22 protein-coding genes are annotated in these 21,707 nt (G+C 71.8%); 8 read left to right on the forward strand and 14 right to left on the reverse strand.

Annotation, left to right across the window (positions count from 1 at the left end; genetic code table 11):
- Positions 1-185: 185 nt before the first annotated feature.
- From ABZ810_RS08660 to nucS, 6 genes are all read right to left on the reverse strand, one after another.
- Positions 186-1,691 carry an aldehyde dehydrogenase family protein gene (locus ABZ810_RS08660; protein WP_358400998.1) on the reverse strand — a complete coding sequence of 502 codons (1,506 nt, stop codon included), beginning with the start codon at positions 1,689-1,691 and terminating at the stop codon, positions 186-188.
- Between the two features lie 105 nt (positions 1,692-1,796).
- Entirely contained in the window at positions 1,797-3,161 is a 1,365-nt protein-coding gene (locus tag ABZ810_RS08665; protein ID WP_358401000.1) for a carotenoid oxygenase family protein, read from the reverse strand.
- A 17-nt stretch (positions 3,162-3,178) separates the two neighbouring features.
- On the reverse strand, positions 3,179-3,955 hold the full coding sequence (locus ABZ810_RS08670; RefSeq protein WP_358401001.1) for a site-2 protease family protein: 777 nt from the start codon (positions 3,953-3,955) through the stop codon (positions 3,179-3,181).
- 93 nt (positions 3,956-4,048) lie between these two features.
- A complete protein-coding gene (locus ABZ810_RS08675) occupies positions 4,049-4,633 on the reverse strand; it encodes a TetR/AcrR family transcriptional regulator (protein WP_358401003.1) in 585 nt (194 codons plus the stop codon).
- Positions 4,634-4,647: 14 nt separating this feature from the next.
- Positions 4,648-5,046: a DUF3224 domain-containing protein gene (locus ABZ810_RS08680; RefSeq protein ID WP_358401006.1), complete on the reverse strand. Its 399-nt coding sequence runs from the start codon at positions 5,044-5,046 to the stop codon at positions 4,648-4,650.
- Between the two features lie 37 nt (positions 5,047-5,083).
- A complete protein-coding gene (gene nucS, locus ABZ810_RS08685) occupies positions 5,084-5,764 on the reverse strand; it encodes an endonuclease NucS (protein ID WP_358401009.1) in 681 nt (226 codons plus the stop codon).
- Positions 5,765-5,824: 60 nt separating this feature from the next.
- Here nucS and ABZ810_RS08690 point away from each other — a divergent pair, with 60 nt between their 5' ends.
- A complete protein-coding gene (locus ABZ810_RS08690; protein ID WP_358401011.1) occupies positions 5,825-6,331 on the forward strand; it encodes a GNAT family N-acetyltransferase in 507 nt (168 codons plus the stop codon).
- On the opposite strand, the gene ABZ810_RS08695 is transcribed toward ABZ810_RS08690, so the two are convergent.
- Positions 6,316-7,527, reverse strand: coding sequence for a HEAT repeat domain-containing protein (locus tag ABZ810_RS08695; RefSeq protein ID WP_358401013.1), 1,212 nt, complete (start codon positions 7,525-7,527; stop codon positions 6,316-6,318). The genes ABZ810_RS08690 and ABZ810_RS08695 overlap by 16 nt on opposite strands.
- A gap of 123 nt (positions 7,528-7,650) precedes the next feature.
- On the opposite strand from ABZ810_RS08695, the gene ABZ810_RS08700 reads away from it, so the two are divergent.
- Entirely contained in the window at positions 7,651-8,037 is a 387-nt protein-coding gene (locus ABZ810_RS08700; RefSeq protein ID WP_358401015.1) for an SCO5389 family protein, read from the forward strand.
- A 223-nt stretch (positions 8,038-8,260) separates the two neighbouring features.
- Here ABZ810_RS08700 and ABZ810_RS08705 read toward each other — a convergent pair whose 3' ends face one another.
- Positions 8,261-9,271 carry an LLM class flavin-dependent oxidoreductase gene (locus ABZ810_RS08705; protein ID WP_358401018.1) on the reverse strand — a complete coding sequence of 337 codons (1,011 nt, stop codon included), beginning with the start codon at positions 9,269-9,271 and terminating at the stop codon, positions 8,261-8,263.
- A 57-nt stretch (positions 9,272-9,328) separates the two neighbouring features.
- On the opposite strand from ABZ810_RS08705, the gene ABZ810_RS08710 reads away from it, so the two are divergent.
- The 4 genes from ABZ810_RS08710 (at position 9,329) to ABZ810_RS08725 (ending at position 12,935) form a co-directional block, all read left to right on the forward strand.
- A complete protein-coding gene (locus ABZ810_RS08710) occupies positions 9,329-10,924 on the forward strand; it encodes a 3-hydroxybutyryl-CoA dehydrogenase (RefSeq protein WP_358401020.1) in 1,596 nt (531 codons plus the stop codon).
- Positions 10,925-10,945: 21 nt separating this feature from the next.
- Positions 10,946-11,266 (forward strand): ATP/GTP-binding protein, encoded by a 321-nt coding sequence (locus ABZ810_RS08715; RefSeq protein WP_358401023.1) that lies wholly within the window; start codon positions 10,946-10,948, stop codon positions 11,264-11,266.
- A 35-nt stretch (positions 11,267-11,301) separates the two neighbouring features.
- Positions 11,302-12,024: an alpha/beta hydrolase gene (locus ABZ810_RS08720; protein WP_358401025.1), complete on the forward strand. Its 723-nt coding sequence runs from the start codon at positions 11,302-11,304 to the stop codon at positions 12,022-12,024.
- A gap of 119 nt (positions 12,025-12,143) precedes the next feature.
- On the forward strand, positions 12,144-12,935 hold the full coding sequence (locus tag ABZ810_RS08725) for an alpha/beta fold hydrolase (protein ID WP_358401027.1): 792 nt from the start codon (positions 12,144-12,146) through the stop codon (positions 12,933-12,935).
- Positions 12,936-12,982: 47 nt separating this feature from the next.
- Here ABZ810_RS08725 and ABZ810_RS08730 read toward each other — a convergent pair whose 3' ends face one another.
- The 3 genes from ABZ810_RS08730 to mce all read right to left on the reverse strand — a co-directional run bounded on the left by ABZ810_RS08730 (position 12,983) and on the right by mce (position 16,751).
- On the reverse strand, positions 12,983-14,410 hold the full coding sequence (locus tag ABZ810_RS08730) for an AI-2E family transporter (protein ID WP_358401029.1): 1,428 nt from the start codon (positions 14,408-14,410) through the stop codon (positions 12,983-12,985).
- Between the two features lie 126 nt (positions 14,411-14,536).
- Positions 14,537-15,880, reverse strand: coding sequence for a DivIVA domain-containing protein (locus ABZ810_RS08735; protein WP_358401031.1), 1,344 nt, complete (start codon positions 15,878-15,880; stop codon positions 14,537-14,539).
- A gap of 436 nt (positions 15,881-16,316) precedes the next feature.
- Positions 16,317-16,751 (reverse strand): methylmalonyl-CoA epimerase, encoded by a 435-nt coding sequence (gene mce / locus ABZ810_RS08740; protein ID WP_358401033.1) that lies wholly within the window; start codon positions 16,749-16,751, stop codon positions 16,317-16,319.
- Between the two features lie 108 nt (positions 16,752-16,859).
- Between mce and ABZ810_RS08745 the strand changes: the two genes are divergently transcribed.
- Positions 16,860-18,047: an acetyl-CoA C-acetyltransferase gene (locus ABZ810_RS08745; protein ID WP_358401035.1), complete on the forward strand. Its 1,188-nt coding sequence runs from the start codon at positions 16,860-16,862 to the stop codon at positions 18,045-18,047.
- A 79-nt stretch (positions 18,048-18,126) separates the two neighbouring features.
- Here ABZ810_RS08745 and ABZ810_RS08750 read toward each other — a convergent pair whose 3' ends face one another.
- Positions 18,127-18,855, reverse strand: coding sequence for a DUF4230 domain-containing protein (locus ABZ810_RS08750; protein ID WP_358401037.1), 729 nt, complete (start codon positions 18,853-18,855; stop codon positions 18,127-18,129).
- A gap of 136 nt (positions 18,856-18,991) precedes the next feature.
- On the opposite strand from ABZ810_RS08750, the gene ABZ810_RS08755 reads away from it, so the two are divergent.
- The gene (locus tag ABZ810_RS08755) at positions 18,992-19,303 is read left to right on the forward strand and encodes a DUF3817 domain-containing protein (RefSeq protein ID WP_358401039.1); all 312 of its coding nucleotides are present in this window, start codon (positions 18,992-18,994) and stop codon (positions 19,301-19,303) included.
- 98 nt (positions 19,304-19,401) lie between these two features.
- Here ABZ810_RS08755 and ABZ810_RS08760 read toward each other — a convergent pair whose 3' ends face one another.
- Positions 19,402-20,649 carry a hypothetical protein gene (locus ABZ810_RS08760; protein WP_358401042.1) on the reverse strand — a complete coding sequence of 416 codons (1,248 nt, stop codon included), beginning with the start codon at positions 20,647-20,649 and terminating at the stop codon, positions 19,402-19,404.
- Positions 20,642-21,436, reverse strand: coding sequence for an ATP-binding cassette domain-containing protein (locus ABZ810_RS08765; RefSeq protein WP_358401044.1), 795 nt, complete (start codon positions 21,434-21,436; stop codon positions 20,642-20,644). Before ABZ810_RS08765 ends, ABZ810_RS08760 begins: the two co-directional genes overlap by 8 nt.
- Positions 21,437-21,707: the final 271 nt, after the last annotated feature.

Genomic DNA, 21,707 nt, shown 5'->3' on the forward strand with positions numbered 1-21,707 from the left:
GACGGCCTAGATCGTCTAAGCCGTCCTAGGGGCGCCCTAGGCCGCCTGCGAAGGCGGGTGGCCGCGCCGGAGCCGGCGCTCGACGGCGCCGGCGCGGCCATGGAGGTGCCCGTGTGTCCCCTCCTTGTCCGACACCAGACATGGTGGAGTACGCAGCGTTGCATCAAGGTTGCAAACAGCGACTGTCAGCGCTTGTAGTGCTTGGCGTGAAGCATGGTGACCATCTGCAGGATGCGCGCCATCTCCTTCTCCGTACGGGAGAACGAGGTGAGGTTGCCCGGGATGGCGAAGCGCTGGCGGGTGATCGCCTTGGGCCGGGTGAACTCGCGCAGGCCGTCGGCGCCGTGGATGCGGCCGAAGCCCGACTCGCCGACGCCGCCGAAGGGCAGCGCGGCGACCTGGGCGAACGCGGCGAACGCGTTGATGGAGGTCATGCCCGAGCGCATGCGGCGGGCGATGTCCATCGCGCGGGCCTTGTTGCCGGAGAAGATCGTGCCGGCCAGGCCGTAGCTGGTCCGGTTGGCCTTCTCGAGGGCCTCCTCGAGGTCCTTGACCCGGTGGACGGTGATGGTCGGGCCGAAGGTCTCCTCGCAGACGGCGGAGGAGTCGTCCGGCACGTCGGTCAGCACGACCGGCTCGACGTAGGGCTTGCGGACCGACTCGGCGCCGCCGACGACGGCCTTGCCGCCCTTGGCCAGGGCGTCCTGGATGTGGCGCTCGATGATCTCGAGCTGGCCGGGCATCGTGATCGGGCCGTACGCGGCCTCGCGGTCGAAGCCGGGGCGCAGGTCCTTGGCCTTGGCGGTCAGCTCGCCGAGGAACGCGTCGTAGGCGCTGTCGACGACGTAGATGCGCTCGACGCCGATGCAGGTCTGCCCGGCGTTGGACATCGCGCCCCAGAGCGCGGCGTCGGCGGCGGCGGCCAGGTCGGCGTCGGCGTCGACGATGCAGGCGTCCTTGCCGCCGCACTCGGCCACGATCGGGGTGAGGTTCGCGGCGCAGGCGGCCATGACCTTCTTGGCGGTGCGGGCCGAGCCGGTGAACGCGACCTTGCCCACCCCCGGGTGGGAGGCGAGGGCGCCGCCGGTCGCGCCGAGGCCGGTGACGACCTGGAAGACCGGGCGCTCGGGCACCACGGCGGCGAAGAGCTCGGCCAGCAGCACGCCGATGCCGGGGGTGTACTCCGACGGCTTGAAGACCACCGCGTTGCCGGCGGCGAGCGCGTAGGCGATCGAGCCCATCGGGGTGAAGATCGGGTAGTTCCACGGCCCGATGACGCCGACCACGCCGAGCGGCTGGTACTCCAGCACGCACTTCTGGTTGATCGCGACCATGCCCGGGAAGACGTTGCGCGGGCCGAGGACCTTCTGGGCGTTGCGGGCGGCCCAGTCGATGTGCGTGATCGCCATGATCGTTTCGAGCTGGGCGTCCTGGACCGGCTTGCCGGTCTCCTGGTGGATGAGCTCGGCGACGCGGTTGAGGTTGCGGGTGAGCGAGCCCTTGAAGTTGAGCAGCCGCAGCCGCCGTTCCTTCCAGCCGAGCGCCTGCCACCACTCGGCGGCGTCGCGCGCCCGCTCGACGGCCGTGCCGACCGCCTGCTCGTCGTGGACCGGATGCTCGGCCACCACCTCGCCGGTCGCCGGGTTGAGCGAGGCGAAGCTGCTGCTGCTCTTCTCCGTGGCCACGGACATGAGGACCTCCCGGAAAGGGACCGATTCGGCGAGCTCAGTAAGTACTCGCTTGCATGAGATACCGCTTAGTAAACCACCTTAGGCCGGAGGTCGTGGCGACGAGACTCAGGCGTCCGGGATCCAGCTCCCGTGGAACCCTGCCGGAACGCGGCGCGGCAGGTGGACGGTGGCGGTGAACGAGAGGTCGGACGCGTCGAGGACGAGGAGTTCCGACCCGTGCCCGTCCCGGTCGGAGATGATCGAGAGCAGCCATCCCTCGTCCTCGCCGCCCCCGCCGCCGTCGCCGTCCGGGACGAAGACGGCCTCGCCGGGCGTCACGTCGGGGCCGAACTCCAGCGCTCGCGACGTCCCGGAACGTACGTCGTACTTCACGATCGCGCCCTCCGCCACCGTGTAGAGGAAGCGGTGGTCGCGGCCGGTGCGCGACTCGTCGTGCGTCGGGAACTCCACGCCCCGGTCGTCGAGCGGCTCTTCGGAGGCCCTCCCGGACGCCGGGTCGAGCGTCCAGCGGTGCAGCGCCGCCCGGCCGGCGCCGGCGACGGCCCGCACCGAGCCGCCGGGGGGCCGGTTGGATCCGCCGACCTCGTACCAGGCCGCGGTGAAGCCGTCCGGGGAGTAGCGGGCGCCGTCGACGACCACCCGGCCCCGGGCGTCCTCGTAGGCGTTGCCGACATGGAAGACGTAGCAGGGGTCCACCTCGAACCAGCGGACCGCGCCGTCACCGTGGCGCGGCATGACGCCGATCCGCGCCCCGTACGCGTCGTCCCAGCGGTACGGCATGCCGCCGCCCGCCAGCTCCAGGTCGAACACGACCGGCAGGTCGAGCCAGACCACGTGGTGCTCGGTGATCGCGAAGTCGTGCATCATCGTCGGCCCGGGCACCACGATCTCCCGGCTCTCGACCAGCCGCCCGTCCGCCGACAGGCGGTAATAGGTGAGGTAGGGCGGGGTGAAGCCGTAGCCGAAGAACAGCAGCTCCCCGGTGACCGGGTCCTCCTTCGGGTGGGCGGTCATCCCACCGCTCAGGGCCCCGCCGAAGTCGCAGGCCCCGACCGTCTCCAGCTCGGGCGTCAGCTCGTAGGGGAACCCCACCTCGATCAGCGCGAGGATCCGGTCCGCGTGCGCGATGACGTGCGTGTTGGCCCGGGCCGCGGCGCGGTCGATCACGAAGTCGCCGTCGACGAACGGGGCGTCGTCGGTGAACGCCCGGGTGCGCACCCACCGGTTGCGGTACCACTCGGCGCGGCCGTCGCGCAGGCGCACCCCGTGGATCATGCCGTGGCCGGTGAACCAGTGGCCGGAGTCCTGGCCGGGCAGCGGGTTGGGGCCGTTGCGGAAGTAACGCCCGTTCAGCGCGGGCGGCAGCGTGCCAGTGATCTCCAGGCCGACGGCGTCGATCTCGTCGGGCACCGGGGCCATGTGGCCGCGCAGCCAGGCGGGGCGGGAGGTGGTAGCGGTCTCTTCGTCCATCTGCCGCCCATTTTGGGCTAGTCGGACCAGAAGCGGAAGAGGCCCAGGCCGACCTGGATGGCCATCTCGCTCACGCCGAGCGCGTCGGTGACGTTGTGCACGACGTTGAAGAACGCCTCGTTGATCGGCTTGACCCACAACAACGCGATCAGGGCGAGGAAGATGTAGCCGCCGTACTGGTTGGCCTGGTCGACCCACCGCCGCGGCAGGTAGGGCTCCAGGATCCCGAACCCGTCCAGGCCCGGGATCGGCAGCAGGTTGAGGATCGCGGCGGTCACCTGAAGGTAGATCAGGAACGCCATCGCGAACCAGAAGACGCCGTGCTCGGCCGAGGCGAAGTTGCGGTAGACCGCCACCAGCATCACCGCGAAGATCACGTTGGACAGCGGCCCCGCGGCCGAGATCAGGCTGTGCCGGATCCGGCCCGGGATCACGTGCCGGTCGATCCAGACCGCGCCGCCGGGCAGGCCGATGCCGCCCAGCAGGATGAACAGCACCGGGATCAGGAAGCTCAGCGTGACGTCGCCGTACTTCATCGGGTTGAGCGTGAGGTAGCCGCGCGTCGCGACGCTGTGGTCGCCCGACTTGTAGGCCAGGTAGGCGTGCCCGAACTCGTGCAGGCACAACGACAACACCCAGGCCGCCAGGACGAAGCCGAACACCGAGACGCGCGAGAGGCTGAACTTGGTCTCGATGGTGCCGCCGTACCGCCACGTCATCAGGCCGAACACGATGGTCGCCGCCACGATGGCGAGGAACACCGGGCTGGGGGAGACCGCCGAGCGTCCCCTCATCTGGTGTACCGAACCCATTGCTCGTCCCTCTCGTTACCTGGCGGCCCGACCGGCCTCGATCATGACGCTACCGGGTCGCGGGCATGCCTCGTGTCAGGGCCCGGCGATGACGGGCACCACGTACGTCCGCAGGAAGTGGCGGGTGCCCTCGTCCGGCCGCTCCCGGTCCATCACGATCAGCGATGTGATGATCCTGAAGAGGAACTCCACCGTGCCCTCGACCTCGATGTCCGCCCGCAGCCGCCGTTCCCGCTGGGCCAGGTCGAAGTAGGGCCGGACGTAGTCGCAGCAGAGGTCGAGCACGTGCTCGGCCGCCCCCGCCACGGCCGCCTGCATGTGCCCGGCCGCCTCCGGCACCAGGAACTGCGCCACCGTCGGCTCGGCGCTGACGAACGCCACCGCGTCCAGCGTGCCCTCGACGATCGCGTCGGGCACCGACTTCGCGTGCCGGAGCCGCTCGCTCAGCCGGTCGAGGAACCGGCCGAGGTCGCGCAGCACCACGGCCAGGATCAGCTCGTCGCGGCCCCCGGTGACGCTGCGGTAGACCGTCGCCCGGGAGAGCCCGGCGGCGGCCGCGATGTCCTCGACCGTGGTCTTGGCCACGCCGAACCGGCCGAAGCACTCCTCGGCCGCGTCGATGATCCGTTCCCGTGTGGTGTCGGTGGTCGCCGGGGGCATGCCCTGAAGATTACTCAGTCGAGCGCGTAGTCGAGCGTCCAGGAGTGCCCGCCGCCCGGCGTCACCTCGATCGTGCCCCGGCCCCGGATGCCGGCCAGCTCGCCGGTGCCGGACGTCGCCACGATCTCCCACCGCAGCCACTGGCCGTTCTCGTCGCCGCCCGCGCTGTGCTGGAGCACGAACGTGCCCTCGCGGCCGTGCAGGATGGCGCGCACCGTCTCCAGCCCCACGTAGGCGGCCGGGCCCGCCGGGGTCTCCACCGTCAGCAGCTCGGCGGTGCTGCCGCCCACCATGTCGCCGTGGAAGGTCTTGCGGACCTGGACCCGGGTGAGCGCGATGCCGCCGCCGTCCTCGTACGGCTTCGCCGCGTCCCAGAGGTCGATGTCGAAGGTGCCACCGGCATGCAGGCTCATGAACGTCATGATGCCGGAGAACGCCCCGGCGAGGCGGTCAGAAGAGCGTGCCCTCGTGCTCGATTCCGCGCAGGGCGTCATAGTCGAGCGTCACGCAGCCGATGCCGCGGTCGGTCGCCAGCACCCTGGCCTGGGGCTTGATCTCCTGCGCGGCGAAGATGCCGCGGACCGGCGCCAGGTGCGGGTCGCGGTTGAGCAGCTCCAGGTAGCGGGTGAGCTGCTCGACGCCGTCGATCTCGCCGCGCCGCTTGATCTCGACCGCGACCGTGGCGTTGCCCTCGTCCCGGCACAGGATGTCGACCGGGCCGATCGCGGTCGGGTACTCCCGGCGGATCAGCGTCCAGCCGTCGCCCAGCGTGGTGATGTGCTCGGCGAGGAGCTCCTGGAGGTGCGCCTCCACACCGTCCTTCTGCAGCCCCGGGTCGAGCCCGAGCTCGTGGCTGGAGTCGTGCTGGATCTCGTGGATGGTGAGGATCAGCCGCTCGCCCGACTTGCTGTGCGTGACCGTCCAGCGGGCGATCGCGCCGTTCTCGTCGAACGGCTCCTCGCGCAGCGAGCACGGCGGGTTCATCCAGTTGAGCGGTTTGAACGCGCGGTCGTCGGCATGGATGCTGACCGATCCGTCGGACTTGATCAGGATGAGCCGGAGGGCCATCGGCAGATGGGCCGTGAGCCGGCCGGCATAGTCGACACTGCAACGGGCGATAACGAGACGCACGGTCCACCACCATAGTGAGCCCGCGGGGTGCCCGCCGCCCACCCGCCGTACTCCGCCAGAATGAGCCGTGTGACCGAGATCCGCACCGCGCGCCGGGCCGACGACGCCGTCCTGGCCGACCTCGACCGGCGCACCTGGTCGCCGGTCCACGCCGTCCTCCCCGAACCGCCCGAGGGGCGGCACTTCTTCGACGTCGCGCACACGCCCGAGCAGCACCTGGTCGCCGAACGCGACGGCCGGGTGGTCGGCTACATCAGGATCGTCCAGCCGGTCCCCGGACCCTGCGGCGATCATGTGCGCCAGATCCAGGGGCTCGCCGTCGACGCCGCCGCGCGCGGCCACGGGGTCGGCCGGGCGCTGGTCGAGGCGGCGTGCGCGGAGGCCGCGCGGCAGGGCGCCCGCCGGGTCACGCTCCGGGTGCTCGGCTGGAACGCCGCCGCCCAGCGCCTCTACGCCGCCGCGGGCTTCGCGGTCGAGGGGGTGCTCCGGGACGAGTTCCGCATCGACGGGCAGTACGTGGACGACGTGCTGATGGCCCGCACGCTGGCAGGTCAGAGCCCGGCGTAGGCACGGAACGCGGCGCGGTCCCGGGGAAGCCCCCAGGCCTCGACGATCTCGGTGAAGTTGACCCAGTGCCAGGTCTTCTCGTCGAGCCCGGCCAGCGCCATGACGGTCTCCCGCTGCGGGCCGGTCAGCTCGGCGAAGGCGGGGGCCGGCGCCGCGCCCGGCTCGCCGAACGTCATCCGCAGCGCCGCCGCCGTGATCGGGAACGCGGAGATCTCGGAGGTCCGGGCGAGGCCCTCCAGCACGGCCGAGACGGCCTCCGGCGCCGGGTCCCGCATGGCCGCCAGGGCCTCGGACGCGTACCCGCGCAGGTCGCTCTCGTGGAACGCGACCTGGAGGCCGTCGTCCTGCTCCGGGGGAGCGGCGGCCGCCGAGGCCAGCACGCCGACCACGCCGGGATCGGTGTGGCCGAGCCGGGCGAGCGCGATGGCGGCGCCCCAGCGCGGGAGCGGGTCGTCGCCCGCAAGCCGTTCCCTGAGCAGCGGGACGGCGTCGCCGTCGCCGAGCAGACCCAGCGCCACCATGGCGTTCGCGGCGACCGGGGCGACCGTCTCGGCCTCCGCCAGCGCGCGGAGCGCCGGGACCGAGACCGCGGCCTCCTCGGGGAACCAGGCGAGCGCGTATGCCCCGCCCGCGCGCAGCCCGGGGTCGTCCCGGCCGAGCAGGTCGAGGAAGACCGGCGTACCGGCCCGCACCGCGTCGTAGGAGGCCAGCGCGCCCTCGGCGAACCACAGGTCCTCGCGGAAGCCGTTCGGCGACCGGCTCCACTCGCGGCTGCGCCGTTCGGCCTCGTCGGGCGCCGCCGCGACCCAGGCGTCGAACTCGCGGTCCTTCTCGGCGGGGTCGGCGGCGCGCATCCGGCGCAGTTCGCCGCGCCAGCCCTCGATGTCGACCGGGTCCGGGAGGTGGGACTCGTCGAAGCCGATCGCGAGGGCCACGAGAAGGTAAGGGAGGTCGGCGCGCTCGGGCGTCGCCGGGTCGGCCAGCAGCGCGAGCAGGAAGGGCACCGCGTGCGCGGCCGCCTCGTAGCGGGTGCCCTGGTGGAAGATGTTGCCGTAGAGCGCCCCGAGGGCCTCCTGCCGCTCGTCGTCCGAGCCGAGCAGCCCGCGCAGCCGGCCGGGCACATCCGCCGCCGGGCCGTAGGCGTGCCGCAGTTTCGCCCAGTCGACGTCGTCCAGCCCCGCGAGCGGATCGTCCATGACGAACGATCATTCCAGGCATCGCCGATGTAAGGGTGGCTGTCAAGGCCTGGAATTCCGGAGGGGCCCGACCTAGCGTCACGAGTGGTGCGTGTTCGTCACAGCTCGTGAAAGGACTCGGCAATGTCCCTTGACGTGACTCCGGAACTCCTCGAAACGGCGCAACGGGGCGAGATCGACGACGCGGCGTTCGTCGACTGCATCCGTACCTCGCTCCCGTACGCCTGGGAGATGATCAGCGGGCTCGTCGCCCGGCTGCAGGTGGACGGCGGCGACTTCGCCGACAACCACACCCCGCCCCCGGACGAGCAGGCGCGCGGCCAGCTGCTGCGCGTCCTGGCCAGCGACTCCATGCGCGGGACGCTGGAGCGCTACTTCGGCGTGAAGCTGGCGTTCCAGAACTGCCACCGGGTCGCGGTGTTCCCGGCCGATGACTCGGCGGCCTACCGGCGGTTCGTGACGCCGCGGGAGCAGATCCTCAACCAGTCGCCCGAACTGCGGGACTGCTGAACGCGCGGTGCCGGAGGGGCGCCCGCCCGGACGGCCCTCCGGCACCTCTCACGTCCACGGCTCATTCGGCCCGCTCGGGCTCGTCGTCCGGCAGCGAACGGGTGTATTCGTCGATGAGCTCCCTGATGGAGTCCAGAAGATCCTTGTAGTCGTCCGTCGGTGCGAGATCACTGTCAGGCATGAGAAAGACCATACGTCCCGTTGCGTGATCCCACGGCTACTTTCAGCGATTCCCTGAGGTGGGCGTCGTGGCCGCGCGGATCCTGGGGACGACCTCGTCTCCCAGGCGGGCGATGTTCTCCAGCGTCGCCTCCCGCGAGCCCGCCGCCTCGGCGTGCAGGACGAGGTGCCGCACGCCGGTCCGTTCGGCCGTCTCCAGCAGCGCGCTCGCGCAGTCGTCGGGCGACCCGACCGGGTGCCCGAGGTCGCACAGGTGCCGCGCGTAGGCCACCGGGTCACGCTCCGGCCGGGGACGGTCGTCCACCGGGACGTACCCGTCGAGGCCCGGGCCGAGCCAGCGGGGCATCTCGCGCAGCAGCATCGCCACGGCCTCCTCGCGCGAGCCGGCCACCTGCGCCAGGTGAGCGGAGACGTGCGCGGCCGGGTCGCCGCCGTGCCGGGCCACCGCGGCCGCCTTGCCGGCGTTCCCCACGTGCATGCCGAGCAGCATCGGCAGGCCGCGCGCGGCGGCGATCCGCTCGGTCCCGGGAGAGGTGCAGGCGACCGTGACGGGCGGCGGCTCCGCCGTACGCGGAACGACGGGGACCTCGCGGAAGCCGAAGTGCTCGCCCGACCACCCGAGCCGCTCGGGACCGCGCAGCCAGGCGAGCAGGAGGTCGAGGGACTCGGCGAAGGCGTCCTCGTACCGGGCCAGGCCCGTTCCGAAGACCTCCAGATCGCGCCATGGCCCGCCGCGCCCGACGCCCAGGCGCAGCCGGCCGCCCGAGACCGCCGCCAGCAGGGCGGCCTGCTCGGCCAGCGCCACCGGGTGCTGGGTGGACAGGACGCTGACGGCGGTGCCGACGTGGATCCGGGTGGTCCTGCCGAGGAGGTGCCCGGCGAGGGTGATCGCGGAGGGGCAGACGCCGTACGTCATGAAGTGGTGTTCGGCGATCCACACGTCGTCGAATCCGGCCCGTTCGGCGGCCAGCGCCGCGTCGGCCGTACGGAGGAGGGCGGCGGTGTCGGACTCGCCGGGGAAGCGGGTCGCGAGAAGGAAGATTCCGAGGCGCACGCAGGACCTGGTACCCGCGATCGGGGCGCCGGTCGCGGTTCTGGGAGACTGCCAGGCATGAGTGGTGGTTCGTTCAGCAAGGTCGGAGTCGTCGGACTCGGCACGATGGGAGCGGGGATCGCCGAGGTCCTCGCCCGGGGCGGCCTGGCGGTCGTCGGCATCGAGATCAACCAGGAGGCGCTGGATCGCGGCCGGGGTCACCTGGAGGGCTCGACGGGCCGGGCGGTCAAGCGCGGCCGGCTCACCGCGGAGGCGCAGCGCGAGATCCTCGACCGGATCGTGCTGTCCACCGACTTCGCCGACCTCGGCGACTGCGACCTGGTGATCGAGGCGGTGCCGGAACGCCTCGACCTCAAGCGGCGGGTGTTCGAGCGCCTCGACGAGGTCTGCCGGGCGGACGCGGTGCTCGCGACCAACACCTCGTCCCTGTCGGTCACCGACATCGCGGTCACCACCGGCCGGCCCGCCAAGATCGTCGGGGTGCACTTCTTCAACCCCGCCCCGGTCATGAAGCTGGTCGAGGTCATCGGCACGGTCCTCACCGAGGACGGCGCGGTCGCCCGGGTGGCCGACCTGGTCGAGGGCCTGGGCAAGACGCCGGTGACCGTAGGCGACCGGGCCGGGTTCGTGGCCAACCGGCTGCTGTTCGGCTACCTCAACCAGGCCGCGACGATGCTCGGCTCGGGGCACGCGACCCGCGACGACATCGACACCGCGATGAAGGTCGGCGGCGGCCTCCCGATGGGCCCGTTCACCCTGATGGACCTCATCGGCCTCGACACCTGCCTGGAGGTGCTGGAGGCCGTCTACCGCGAGTCGCGCGACCGCCGGCACGCGCCCGCGCCGGTGCTGCGCGAGCTGGTCACGGCCGGCCTGCTGGGCCGCAAGACCGGCCGCGGCTTCTACTCCTACGACACGTCCGCGCCCGAGGCGGAGGCGGCGGACGCCGAGGCGTCGCGGCCCGTCCTCGGCGTGCTGGGCGACGGCGCCGAGGCGGTCGCGCTCGTGGCCGCCGCGGCGGGGGCGGGCGGCGAGGTCCGGCACCTCGCCGATGACGCGTCCGCCCTCACCGACCTCGCCGGCTGCGCCCTGATCATCGAGGCCGGGACCGGCGACGCCGCGGCGCGCACGGCCCTCCTGGAGAAGGCCGCTCAGGCCGCCGGGCCCGGCGCCGTCCTCGCCACCACGTCCGCCGCGGTCCCGGTGATCGAGGCGGCGATGGCGACCGGGCGCCCCGCCGACGTGGTCGGGCTGCACCTGCCCGAGCCGGGCGGCCCGCTCGCCGAGGTCGTCGCCACCGTCGCGACCGGGCCGGACGTGGCCGACCGGGCCGCCGCGCACGCCGCCGCGCTGGGCCTCACGCCCGTGCGCTGCCGCGACCGTGCCGGGTTCATCGTGGACGCGCTGCGCTTCCCTTACCTGAACGACGCGGCGGCGATGCTCGGCGCCGGATACGCCGACGCCGACTCGATCGACGCGGCGATGACGCTGGGGTGCGGTTACCCGACCGGTCCGGTCGCCGACCTGGATCGGCTCGGTCTCGATCGGGCCGTCACGGTGCTGCGCGCCCTCTACGCCGAGAGCCGCGAGCCCGCGCTGTCGCCGGCGCCGCTGCTGGAGGAGCACGTCACGGCCGGGCGCACGCTGCGCTGATCGCCTCCTATCCTGGGATTCATGAGCCCGCGCAAGAACCGCCGTCCCGCCTCCGGTCCCAAGACCGAGGCGGGCGGCGGTTCTTATTGGGACCAGAGCACCGAGGAGGGCGCGGACGGCGAGTGGATCGTCCGTACGATCGCCGGGGCCGGCGCGGTGAAGGCCTACCGCTGCCCGGGGTGCGACCAGGAGATCCCGCCCGGCGTCGGGCACCTGGTGGTCTGGCCCGCCGGCGGGCGCGGCGGGGCCGACGACCGGCGGCACTGGCACCGGCCGTGCTGGAACGCCCGGGGACGCCGCGCCCCCAAGATCCAGCGGTCGCGCAACGCCCCCCGGTACTGACCGCCTGACTTGCCGACTTGACTGCGAGGAGACCCATGTCCGAGATCAGGGCGGCGACGGTCCTGCCCGCCCGGCGCGAGCCCGTCACGCTGCACACCTCCGACGGGCTCGAGCTGATCGGCGAGCTGGCGCTGCCCGCCGAGCGGCCCCCGGTGGCGACCCTGGTCTGCCTGCATCCGCTGCCGACGGCCGAGGGAATGATGGACAGCCACGTGCTGCGCAAGGCGTCCTACCGGCTGCCCGCGCTGGCCGGCGTGGCGGTGCTGCGGTTCAACACGCGCGGGACGACCTCGGTGCACGGCACCAGCCAGGGAGAGTTCGGCGAGGGCGAGAGCGAACGGTTCGACGTCGCCGCCGCCCTGGAGTACGCCGAGTTCCACGACCTGCCGCACCCGTGGCTGCTCGGCTGGTCGTTCGGCACCGAGCTGGCGCTCAGGTGGGGGCGTGATCCGTTGGTCGAGGGCGCGATCCTGCTGTCGCCGCCGCTGCACCGGGCGACCGACGCCGACCTCGACGCGTGGGGCGCAGACGGCCGGCCGGTGGTGGCGCTGGTCCCCGAGTTCGACGACTATCTGCGCCCGGCCGAGGCCCGTGAACGTTTCAAGCGCGTGCCCCAGGCGGACGTGATCGCTGTGGACGGCGCCAAACATCTGTGGGTCGGTGAACCCTATGTGCGGGTGGTGTTGAACGAGATAGTGAAGCGTGTGGCCCCTGGTGCGTATCCGCTCCCCACCGAATGGGACAAAACGGACGGCTAAACCGGGACGGCCGATCACGGCCACTCCTCTCCGTGAATCCGCTCAACGGGGTGACGATTGCCTAGCCGCCGTGTGCACGGCGGTTTTCAGGCTCGAGAACCGGGGAGGGATGCGCCACCATGACCGTGCAGCTTTACGCCAGGGATGTGGGTGCCGGCACGCCACTCGTACTGCTGCACGCCTTTCCGCTCTCCTCGGCGATGTGGCTCGCCCAGCGCGAGGGCCTCGCGGCGCGGTTCCGGGTCGTCACCCCGGACCTGCGCGGGTTCGGCGGTTCGGTGCTCGGCGAGGCCGAGCCGTCCCTGGACGAGATGGCCGACGACGTGGCCCGGATGTTCAAACGGATCGGCATCGCGCGGGCGGTGCTCGGCGGGCTCTCCATGGGCGGATACGTGGCGATGGCGATGTGCCGCCGCCATCCCGACCTCGTCATGGGGGTGGTGCTGGCCGACACCCGCGGCGGGGCCGATTCCGACGAGGCCCGCGCGGCCCGGCTCGCGCAGGCGGAACGGCTGGAGTCCGAGGGCAGTGTCGGCGTCCTGGTGGACGAGGTGCTGCCGCATCTGGTCGGGCCGACGACGTTCCGGCAGCGCGCCCTGGTCTACGGGCGGGTGCGCGGGCTCGTGCAGGCCACGCCGGCGCCGGCGGCGGCCTGGGCGCAACGCGCCATGGCCGCGCGCGGCGACGCGTTCGAGACGCTGCGCGGGCTCAAGGTGCCCGCGCTCGTCGTCGTCGGCGCCGAGGACACGCTGTCCACCGAGGACGAGGCGCGCGCCATGGTGGAGGCGATCCCCAACGCCGAGCTGCTGGTCATCCCGCGCGCCGGTCATCTGAGCCCGGTGGAGCAGCCGGACCTGTTCAACCAGGCGGTCGCGGAGTTCGCCGCCGCGCTGGCCCGGATGAAGGGCTGACGCGGCGTCCCGTCACGAGGCGGCGCCGGTCACGGCGCGGCGTCCCGTCACATGGACTCCTGGCGGGGGACCACCACCTCGCGGATGATCAGCGAGATCGCGGCCGCGGTCGGGATGGCCAGCAGGGCCCCGACGACGCCCAGCAGCGCCGCGCCGACGAGCGCCGCCACGATCGTGACCGCCGGCTGCACGTCCACCGTGCGTTTCATGACGCGCGGATAGACGACGTAGTTCTCCACCTGCTGGTAGATGATGTAGAAGATCACGCAGGCGATGCCCGCGGTCGCCCCGTCCCCGGTGAGGAACGCGACCGTGCAGACGACCACCGCGCCGATGGTCGCGCCGATCAGCGGGATGAGGTCGGTGACCGCGACGATCAGCGCCAGTGCTATCGCGTACTTCACCCCCATGATCTCCAGGAAGACGTAGGACGTGACGCCGGCGATGAACGCGATGGTGAACTGGCCCGCGACGTACCCGCCGATCCGGTCCAGGATCTCGTCGCCCAGCAGGGCGATCCTGGCTCTTCGGGTGCGTGGCGCGAGCTTGTAGAAGAACGTCTTGATCTGCGGCAGCGAGCTCAGGAAGTAGAGCGTGAGGATCAGGATCGTCACGGTCTGGAAGATGCCGTTGACCGCGACCTTGCCGATGCCGGTGGCGTAACCGGTCATCTTGGTCTGGAAATCCTGGCTGTTGACGAACTCCTCGGCACGCTCAAGCAGCCCGTAACGCTGGTCCCACTCGGCGAGGGTGCGGTTCTCCTGGAGCTGCTTGACGTAGGCGGGGATGTTCTCGCGCAGCTCGGTGGTCTGCTCGGAGACCGGCTGGACGAGCGAGGCGACGAAGCCGGCGAAGAAGAGGATCACGCCGAGGAAGACCGTGCCGACCGCGAGGCCGCGCGGCAGCCCGACCTTCCGGAGCCGTTCGACCGCCGGGTTGAGCCCGACCGCGAGGAACATCGCCACGACGATCATCACCAGCACCGACTTGGCGTTCTGCAGCGTGTTGAGGAGCTGCCAGGCGGTGATGACGCCGAGGGCGGCGACGAAGCCGAACACGAACGGGTGCGCGCGCCCGAGCGGCTCGCCCGGACGGCCGAACGGGAACCGGTGGTCGGCACCGGCCTCGATCTTGCGCTGCTCGAGGTCGTGCACCGGATCGGGCGCCGGGACGCTGCCCTCGACGGTCGTCTTCTCGATGACCGTGCGCTCGACGGTGGCGGGCACCCGCTCCGGCGCCCCACCGGCGTCGTCCTCGTCCTCGTCGCGGTCACGATCGGCGGTGCCGGCCGCGCGGTCGCGGCCCGGATCCTCCTCGTCGCGGTCGCCGTCGGGGATCGTCCGGCCGTCGTCGCCGGTCAGCTCCCGGTCGTCGTCTCCGGCAGGCGCGGGCGCGGGCACGGCACCGCCGCCCACGGCCTCGTCCCGGTCGTCACCGGGGGCCGTCGACCGGTCATGGGGGGTCTCTTCGGGCACGCCGCACACCTCTTTTTCCGGCAGATGACGAAAAGCCTAGAGGTAGTTGCCCACCTCTAGGCTTTTCCGCCCCGTACGGATCGAGTCAGACGCCGTCGTTCCGCCTGCGCGGCGGAACCGCGGCGACTACTCCTGCCACCAGTCCTCGTCGTCCTCGTTCTTCTTGCCCTGCGGCTGGCCGCCCTTGGCCGGTGCGGCCTTGGCCGCCGCGGCCTGCTTGGCCTGCTGCTGCGCCTGCCCGCCGCCCTGCGGCTGCTGCTGCTGCGGGGCCTGCTTGGCCTCCAGCGCGGGCTTCTCGGCGGTGGGCAGCTCCTCCACCGCGCCCATCGGGGGCTGCATGCCGCCGATCAGCTGACGCAGCTGGTTGAGGTGGCTGGTGATGCTGTCGCGCTGGCGCGTGAGCTCGTCCACCTGGCGCTGCGCGGAGGTGCGCACCCGGTCGGCCTCGGCCTTGGTCTCGGCGAGCAGCTGCTCGGCCTGCGCCTTGGCCTCCGCGATGACCTGGTCGGAGTTCTTGCGCGCGTTGGCCATGAGCTGCTTGGCGTGCGAGTCGGCCTCACGCCGGGTCTGCTCGGCCTGCTGGGTCGCCTTGGCGGCCCGCTGCTCGGCGGACGCGGCGCGCTGCTCGGCCTCGGCGACCAGCTTCTGCGTGGCGGCCTGCGCGGCGGCGTGCCGTTCGGCGTCCTGCCGGTCGGCCTCCTCGCGGCGGGCGGCCAGCTGGATCTCGAACTCGGCCTCGGCCTGGGCGCGCTGGGCCTCGCTCTCCTCGAGGATGCGCTGGGCCTGGGCCCGCATCTCGTCGGCCTGCCGCTTGGCGGTGGTGAGGATCTCGTCGCGCTCGCGCTTGGTGGACGCCCGGAGCTGGGCGACCTCGCGCTCGGTGGTGGTGCGCAACTTGGCGATCTCACGCTCGGCGGCGGCGCGCTTCTCGGCGACCTCGTGGTCGGCGGTGGCGCGCAGCTTGGCGACCTCGCGCTCGGTCGTGGAGGTCAGCTCGTCGGCCTCACGGCGGGCCGAGGTGCGCACCTCCTCGGCCTCACGTTCGGCGGCGTTGCGCAGGTCGTCGCCCTCGCGCTGGGCGGTGGCGCGCATCTCGGAGGAGTCGTTCTCGGCGGTGGCGCGGAGCTCGGCCGCGTCGACCTTGGCCGCGGCCTTGATCTCGTTGGCCTCCGAGCGGGCCGCCTGGACCAGCTCGGTCGCCTGCTCCTCGGCGAGGCGCAGGAGCTGCTCGATCCGGGCGCCCAATCCCGAATAGGTGGGGCGCTCCTGTTCCTGCAACTGCCGATGGGCGTCCGACAGCTCCCGCTGCAGCGCCTGGGTCGACTCGCGGGACTGCCGGACCTCGTTGTCGAGCTGCTTGATGTGCTCGTCGACCTGGTGCCGGTCGTAGCCGCGAAGCACCACGTCGAACTCGCGCGGGGGCGTGTCTTCGAAGAAGTTGCTGAGCTGGGCGTCGATGTCGGACTGCATGTGGCTCAATCCTGATGTGACGGGGCTGCTGTGTGGTTCCGGGGACCGGTTGATCGCCTGGCTGACGGCGCAGCGGCCCCAGACCTCTTCCGGCGAAAGCAGCGTACTCCCGCCGCTGCCGTGTTGGGGGCTCATCTTGACGCGCTGCGTACTTTGTCGTTTTTGTGAATTTGCCTCACGGCGCCCCAGGTGCACCGGTATGCCGCCCTCAAAGCCACCATTCGCGCAGGAACGGCTACAGAGCGGGGGGTCTTCGCCGCCAAGAACAACATTGTGATTTCGAACACGTCACGATCTGCGCGACACACCCGAACCGCCCCGAGTGCAAGATCATGTACTCACCAGCGCCGTCTCGCCGCCCGTGACCGGACGTGCACGGATCCACCCGACCGGGTCGATGAGGGATCTTCGGGTGCGGAACGCCGCGTAAGGGTCCCTAGTGTGCGTTCGATGCCTTCTGGACGAGCTCGGTCAGCACCCCGTGGCAGTCCTTCGGGTGCAGGAAGGTGATCCGCGACCCCATCGACCCCCGCCGCGGCTCGTCGTAGAGCACCCGGACGCCCTTGCCCGCGATGCCGTCCGCCTCGTCCTGGACGTCGCCGTCGGTGCCGAACGCGATGTGGTGCACGCCCTCGCCGTTCTTGGCGAGCCACTTGGCCACCGTCGAGTCCTCCCGGATCGGCGTGATCAGCTGGATGTAACTGGCCGCGCCGTCCCCGGTGGCGTTGATCTTGAGCATCGCCTCCCGGACGCCCTGCTCCTCGTTCACCTCGAAGTGCACGTCGGCGAAGCCGTAGGTCTCCCGGTAGAACTCCACGGTGGCCTCCAGGTCGTGGCAGGCGATCCCGATGTGGTCGATGCGGGTCAGCATGGGTTGACTCCCTGTCGAGGCGGTTGGCGGAGGCGGCCGAATCAGGCTCGGCCTCTCCTGGGTATCGTGGCAAACGTCGCCGCCGAACCTTTGTGGAGGCCCCCTCTCATGAGCACCACCTCGTCCGTGATCGTCGCCGGAGCGCGCACCCCGATCGGCCGCCTGCTCGGCTCGCTCAAGGACTTCTCGGGCGCCGACCTCGGCGCCCACGCGATCAGGAACGCGCTGGAGCGCGCGGGGATCTCCGGCGACCAGGTCGAGTACGTGATCATGGGGCAGGTGCTCCAGGCCGGCGCGGGCCAGATCCCGTCGCGCCAGGCCGCGGTCAAGGCGGGCATCCCGATGACCGTCCCGTCGATCACGATCAACAAGGTCTGCCTGTCCGGGCTGGACGCCATCGCGCTGGCCGACCAGCTGATCCGGGCCGGCGAGTTCGACATCGTCGTGGCGGGCGGCATGGAGTCGATGACCCAGGCCCCGCACCTGCTGCCCAAGTCGCGCGGCGGTTACAAGTACGGCTCGGTCGAGGTGCTCGACCACATGGCCTACGACGCCCTCACCGACGCCTTCGACGGCGTGTCCATGGGCGAGTCGACCGAGCGCCACAACGCCAAGCTCGGCATCTCCCGCGAGGAGCAGGACGAGTTCTCCGCCCGTTCGCACCGGCGCGCGGCCGAGGCGATCAAGAACGGCGTGTTCGAGGACGAGATCGCGCCGGTCGAGATCCCGCAGCGCAAGGGCGAGCCCGTGGTCTTCGCCACCGACGAGGGCGTGCGGGGCGACACCACCGCCGAGTCGCTCGCCCGGCTGCGGCCCGCGTTCTCCAAGGACGGCACGATCACCGCCGGCTCGGCGTCGCAGATCTCCGACGGCGCCGCCGCGGTCGTGGTGATGTCCAAGGCCAAGGCCGAGGAGCTCGGCCTCACCTGGCTGGCCGAGATCGGCGCGCACGGCAACGTCGCGGGCCCCGACAACTCGCTGCAGTCCCAGCCGTCCAACGCCATCAAGCACGCCCTCGGCAAGGACGGGCTCGCCGTCGGCGACCTCGACCTGATCGAGATCAACGAGGCCTTCGCCTCGGTCGGCCTGCAGTCGATGAAGGACCTCGGCGTCGGCCCCGACAAGGTCAACGTCAACGGCGGCGCGATCGCGCTCGGCCACCCGGTCGGCATGTCCGGCGCCCGCATCGTGCTCCACCTGGCCTACGAGCTCAAGCGCCGCGGCGGCGGCGTCGGCGCCGCCGGGCTCTGCGGCGGCGGCGGCCAGGGTGACGCGTTGATCATCCGCGTGCCCTAGTCCCGCGTTTCTCCGGCCCTGCGTGCCCTGGTGTGCCCGTGCGTCCGGAACGGCCGTTCCGGACGCACGAGAGCACGCGTCACTGGGTGGCGCCCTGCTGGATCTTCACGGTCTTGAAGCCGAGCGCGCGCAGCATGTTCTCCAGCATCTGCCTGGTGTTCTGGTCGGCCCGCGCGGTGAGGCCGCTCTGCTTGGCGGCCGTCTGGATCTTGTCGCTCGCGAGCACGTAGAGCTGCTGCTGGTTGTTGGGGTTGTTGCCGAAGAAGTCGCCGAACCGGTTGATCAGCCCGCGCTGGGCGGAGAACACGTAGCTGTTCTTGGTGTCGAGGTTGGTCTTCTCGAGCTGGGCGGGCGGCAGCTTCAGGGTGACCGCGGTGCGGTCCTCGTTGACGGTGATCGCGCCGTTGCCGAGCTTGCCGAAGTCGACGTAGGCGTCGACCGAGCCGTTCCCGACGAAGAGCGTGCGCGAGCCGCGCACCGAGCCCGGCAGGAACTTGGCGTCCTTCTCCAGGTCGACGATGACCTGGAAGTTGCCGCTGGCGGCCTCGTACCGGGACAGGTCGCGGATCGACTGCAGCAGGACCGGGCCGCTGCGGTCCTTGGTCTCCTCGGCGAACGGGTTGATCCAGTCCGGGAGCATCCGCAACGTCTGCTGCGCGAGCAGCACGAGCGCGATGGTGGCGACTATCAGCAGGAGGGAGACGCGCAGGCCGCCGCCGCGCCGGCGCGTCGTAGGAGCCGGGGTCGGGGCGGCCTCCGGCTCGGGCGCGCTCTCGCGCGTCTTCTCTTTGCGTTCGGATCGGGCCATGCACAGGGGCATTCCCGGCAATCGGCGCGGTTCACCTCACCTCGGGGTTCCGGTCGTCTCTTGTGGCCGGACGGAATGTGATCAGCGTCATGGCCGTGACCGAAACACCACGTGGGTGCCGGTACGTTGGTCCACCGTGGACACCGTGCGCATCTTCCGGTACGTCTCGATCGCCGAGGCGACCTCGTTCCTGATCCTGCTGGTCGGTTCCGTGCTCCGGCGCACCTCGGACTTCGATCTGATCGTGCAGGTCATGGGACCGGTTCACGGGGCGTTGTGGGTCGCCTTCGTGGCCCTGGTCTTCCTGGTCCGGGGGCCGCTCGCGTGGGACAACCGCCGCACGGTGCTGGCACTGATCGCGTCGGTGCTTCCGTTCGCCCCGTACTTCGTGGAGCGGTACTGGCTCAGGGAGCCGGTCGCCGCCGCCCACGACAAGGCTTCTGCATGATCACGGCGGATCTGGGGGGTTCCGTCGTGGTCATGCAGAGGGTTCCCCGCTGAGGCCCGAGGCCGCTTCGCCCGAGGCCCGCGGCCGTGTCGGCGGTGTCAGCGGAACGCGCGCGGCGTGAGCGCGCAGCGCCGGTAACCGGCGAAGTTGGCGCGCAGCCAGACGCGGCGCCGCTGCTCGGTCCAGGCGCCGAAGGCACGCGCCGCCCGCGCGTCCGAGATGGCCGGGGGCTCGGCGCCCAGCAGCCAGGCGTCCACCATCGCCCGGTACTCGCCCGCGGCGGGCCTGCGCGGCGCCGCGCAGGCCTGGGCGTTCACCAGCCCGTTCCGGATCTGGGTCACCGCCCGCGCCTCGTAGCCGGTGGACAGGTCGTCGAGGTGGATGCCGGCCACGCCGCCGGACACCACGGCGGGCGCCCCGGCGGGCCGCTGCTCGACGCGGGTGAACTCGCCCGGCGTTCCCCGCAACCGCGCGGCCAGCGGCGTCGTCGCCGCCATCAACCCGGGCAGCGCCTCGCTCAGCGCCGGGTGCACGCAGATCGTGATGGGCCACTGCGAGCAGGTGGTCCCGGTCGCCACCGGGCCGACCGCGCGGCCCTCCGACTCCGCGAGCCGGACCGTGGCCATGCCCGTGAGCGCGAGCGCCGCGGCGAGCGGCACGACGGCCCACGGCCGCCGCGTCGTCGCCCACACGTACGTCAGGACCAGCACCGCGGCGAGGCCCGCCGCCCACAGCGCCTGGGCCGCGAGCACCTCGCCCCGCAGCCCCGTGTAGAGCTCGACCCGGTCGAACGCGGCCGGCGGCAGCAGGCTCCACCAGGACCTGCCCGGCACCCGCAGCTGGGCCCACGCCCAGGTCGCCGCCACGACGACCGCCGCGGTGGCGAGGTGCGGGACCGCCCGCCCGGCCAGGTAGCCGACGACCACGTGCAGGACGAGTGCCACGCCGCCCGCCACGACCCCGAGGAGCTGCGGCTCGCCCGCCTGGTCGCGCAGCAGGGTGTCGACGGCCACCACGGCCGTGACCCCGGCGTACGCGACGAGCGCGGCGGCGGCCAGCAGCACCATGTCGAGCAGGGCCGCCGTCGCCGGGGAGCGCGGGGTGAGGTCGCGCAGGTAGTCCAGGCGGCGTTCGCGCACCGCGACCCAGGCCGACAGGCCCGCCGCCGCCGGGCCCAGCAGCCGCACCGCGTTGACCAGCGCGGCCACCGAGTCGTCCCAGTACGCGACGTCATGCGCGAGCGAGAGCCAGGCGGTGACCACGCCGACCGCCGTGAGCAACGGCACCGCGACGAGCAGCGCCGTCCGGCGGGCCTCCAACCGGAGGACCCGCCCGAGCTCAGACACCGGATGAGCAGTGTTCTCTGAGCCTCCACGGCATCTTTCCCTCGCCTCGTGGCTCGGGTCCGAACCGCGAAAGCGGCGAGCGCGACCTCACTTCACGACCTCCACGCCCCTCGCGAACCTCACGACCGGAGTCACGCGCCGCGTCACCCCCGGCTCGATCCACGTCCGGCCGGCGTCCCCGCGGCGCGCCGCCGCGGACCGGCTCGCGGACCGGCTCGGCGGCCGACTCGGTGAGCTTGCCGCGGGCCAGCGTGAAGACGCGGTCGCACCAGCCGTTGAGCGTCCGCGGCTCGACCGCCGAGACCAGCACGGTCGGCGCCATGGCGCGGACGAGAGGCATGATCTCGCTCGCCTCCGCCGCGTCGAGGTCGCGCAGGGGGTCGTCCAGCAACACCAGCTCGGGCTCGTGCACGCACGTCGCGGCGAGACCGGCGCGCAACCGGACGTCCGGTGGAACCAGTGCCATCTCGGTCGATTCCGATTCTTCGAGTTCGAGCCGTTTCAGCACCGAACGGGTCGCACTGGAACGCACTCGTTTGTAGTAGGCGGCATAGGCGACGAACTCCCCGACGGTCAGGTTGTCGGCCCAGGCGAAATTGCCCGGCAGATAACCGATCCGCGCGCGCAGCGCACGCAGATCACTGGAATTCCCGGTCTCGTAACCGAGAATCTTGAGCGCACCGGCATGCGGCCGGCGCAATGTTGCGAACGTGGCCAGCAGAGTGGATTTACCGACACCAGGTGGACCGGCCAGGCCGACCACGCCTTCGGCGATGCCGAAGGCCACCGGGCGTAGGAGCCACCGCCCCCCGCGGCGGACACCCATCCCTCGGGCCACGATCGCGGAATGCTCCGCGATCACTTGTAACCCCCCGTTGTTTCGTCATGCGTTCCGCGACCGGCGATGAACGGAGGGCCGGCGACTTTCCCCGGTCGCGCGGTCTCCATCCGTGGCCACCTGATCAGCCCTTCCCCAGGGCGTTCGGGTGGCTCCCCCTTTTGCCGTCGCACGATGCATCGACATCGTGACTATAACCAGCCTTGGTGATCGCTGTCAG

Source organism: Spirillospora sp. NPDC047279 (assembly GCF_040643285.1).
GTDB lineage: Bacteria > Actinomycetota > Actinomycetes > Streptosporangiales > Streptosporangiaceae > Spirillospora.

Coding starts and splice junctions, on each gene's coding strand:
- ABZ810_RS08715 (WP_358401023.1), top strand. CDS start 10,946: ATGAGCCCGCGCAAGAACCGCCGTCCCGCCTCCGGTCCCAAGACCGAG.
- ABZ810_RS08725 (WP_358401027.1), top strand. CDS start 12,144: ATGACCGTGCAGCTTTACGCCAGGGATGTGGGTGCCGGCACGCCACTC.
- ABZ810_RS08720 (WP_358401025.1), top strand. CDS start 11,302: ATGTCCGAGATCAGGGCGGCGACGGTCCTGCCCGCCCGGCGCGAGCCC.
- ABZ810_RS08670 (WP_358401001.1), bottom strand. CDS start 3,955: ATGAGGGGACGCTCGGCGGTCTCCCCCAGCCCGGTGTTCCTCGCCATC.
- ABZ810_RS08745 (WP_358401035.1), top strand. CDS start 16,860: ATGAGCACCACCTCGTCCGTGATCGTCGCCGGAGCGCGCACCCCGATC.
- ABZ810_RS08690 (WP_358401011.1), top strand. CDS start 5,825: ATGAGCCGTGTGACCGAGATCCGCACCGCGCGCCGGGCCGACGACGCC.
- ABZ810_RS08680 (WP_358401006.1), bottom strand. CDS start 5,046: ATGAGCCTGCATGCCGGTGGCACCTTCGACATCGACCTCTGGGACGCG.
- ABZ810_RS08700 (WP_358401015.1), top strand. CDS start 7,651: ATGTCCCTTGACGTGACTCCGGAACTCCTCGAAACGGCGCAACGGGGC.
- ABZ810_RS08735 (WP_358401031.1), bottom strand. CDS start 15,880: ATGCAGTCCGACATCGACGCCCAGCTCAGCAACTTCTTCGAAGACACG.
- ABZ810_RS08675 (WP_358401003.1), bottom strand. CDS start 4,633: ATGCCCCCGGCGACCACCGACACCACACGGGAACGGATCATCGACGCG.
- ABZ810_RS08710 (WP_358401020.1), top strand. CDS start 9,329: ATGAGTGGTGGTTCGTTCAGCAAGGTCGGAGTCGTCGGACTCGGCACG.
- ABZ810_RS08660 (WP_358400998.1), bottom strand. CDS start 1,691: ATGTCCGTGGCCACGGAGAAGAGCAGCAGCAGCTTCGCCTCGCTCAAC.
- ABZ810_RS08695 (WP_358401013.1), bottom strand. CDS start 7,527: ATGGACGATCCGCTCGCGGGGCTGGACGACGTCGACTGGGCGAAACTG.
- ABZ810_RS08665 (WP_358401000.1), bottom strand. CDS start 3,161: ATGGACGAAGAGACCGCTACCACCTCCCGCCCCGCCTGGCTGCGCGGC.
- ABZ810_RS08750 (WP_358401037.1), bottom strand. CDS start 18,855: ATGGCCCGATCCGAACGCAAAGAGAAGACGCGCGAGAGCGCGCCCGAG.
- mce (WP_358401033.1), bottom strand. CDS start 16,751: ATGCTGACCCGCATCGACCACATCGGGATCGCCTGCCACGACCTGGAG.